The organism is bacterium (assembly GCA_004322275.1).
Classification (GTDB): Bacteria; Desulfobacterota; Deferrisomatia; order Deferrisomatales; family BM512; genus SCTA01.
Genome location: SCTA01000045.1, coordinates 1 through 1,427, shown reverse-complemented (window position 1 = coordinate 1,427; position 1,427 = coordinate 1). Strand labels below are relative to the sequence as shown.

General features: G+C 65.7%; 2 protein-coding genes. Both read left to right on the top strand.

Annotated elements, in window-relative coordinates; all coding sequences use genetic code 11:
* The coding region (locus tag EPN96_12845) for a VWA domain-containing protein (protein TAL15460.1) at window positions 1-929 on the top strand (929 nt) is incomplete at its 5' end.
* Window positions 926-1,427: hypothetical protein (locus EPN96_12840; GenBank protein TAL15459.1), on the top strand; the 502-nt coding region annotated here is incomplete at its 3' end. The genes EPN96_12845 and EPN96_12840, both read left to right, overlap by 4 nt.

Genomic DNA, 1,427 nt, shown 5'->3' with positions numbered 1-1,427 from the left:
CGGTACGCGTCCCGGACATGCCCGGAGAAACCCGCGGCATTCACCGTTCGGATCGCATCGCCCGCATGTTGCCGGCCGAAGCCATGCTTCTCGGGCATCCTCGCCTGCGCCTGGTGTGGCACGCGCGCCGGGCCGAGCGCACATTGCTCACCTACGAGGACGACGACCGCATGGAAGAAATCCGCCTGCTCCAGGCTCCGGTGATGCGCCCTCGCCCCGGGCCGCAACTCGGCAAGCGCTCGGAGATGGGGCCGATCCTGGTCTGTGTCGATACCTCCGGCTCCATGCAGGGCGGCGCCGAAGCGGTAGCCAAGGCGATCGTGCTGGAAGCCATGCGCACGGCGCAGGCCCAGCGGCGTCCCTGCCATGTGTTCGCCTTCGGCGGGCCCGATGAGCTGGTCGAACTGGAACTGGGGGTCGACAGCGGCGGCATCGACCGCCTGACAGGTTTCCTAGGGCAGGCTTTTCGCGGTGGTACCGACATCTGCGGCCCCCTCGAAAAGGTGATCGCCAAACTCGAAGATCAGCGCTGGCAACTGGCCGATCTGCTCATCGCTTCCGACGGCGAATTCGGCGCCACAGCGGAAATCGTCGCCCGCCTGAATGCCATCAAGCAAGCGGCTGGGTTGCGCGTGCAAGGGGTGCTGATCGGCGACCGGGAAACCGTCGGCCTGCTTGAAGTTGCCGACGACATCTACCCGGTGCGCGACTGGCGCCGCTACGGCGGGTCCAACGCCGATTCGCCGATTCATTCCCATCGCCTGACCGCCATGTACTTCCCCGGCGCTTTGCGCACGCCGGAAAACCGCCAGTCCACCGTTTCCGGCAATGATGCATCCGTCGCCGTCCGCGCCGGCCTGCACCGCGGCGAGCCCGCACCTGTCATCGCCGGCGATTCCGTCAAGAAAACCATCAAGAGCCTGTCATGAGCTTCGCCACCGAATATATTGCCCAACTGGAATCCTTTGCCGCCTACGGAGCTTTACCGCGCATCCGCGCCCTGCACCTGCCGCCGGCCCAACCCAGCGAAGACAACAGGGGCGAATTCTGTGCCCTGGAATTGGATGACGGGTCTCTCGGCCTGTCGTATGTCCTGCTGGACGACACCCTGGCGCAATTGCGCGATGGAGCCGACAGCTTTGGCCTGGCCGGCGCCGACGCGCTGGAACTGGCTCGCCACTACGCCGGCAATGATGGGCTGGGGAAGACCATCGGCTTTGCCGCCGCCAATGCTCTGACCCGCTGCCTGTTCGACCGGGCGGGATTTCGCCCGGACAACAGCAGCGACTCCATCGGGCAGATGGATCCGCGGCCGGACGAACATATCGGCATGATTGGACTGTTCATGCCGCTACTGGGACAGATCATCAAGAGCGGCGCCCGGCTCACAGTGGTCGAATTGAACGCGGCACTGGCCGGGGCGCGCG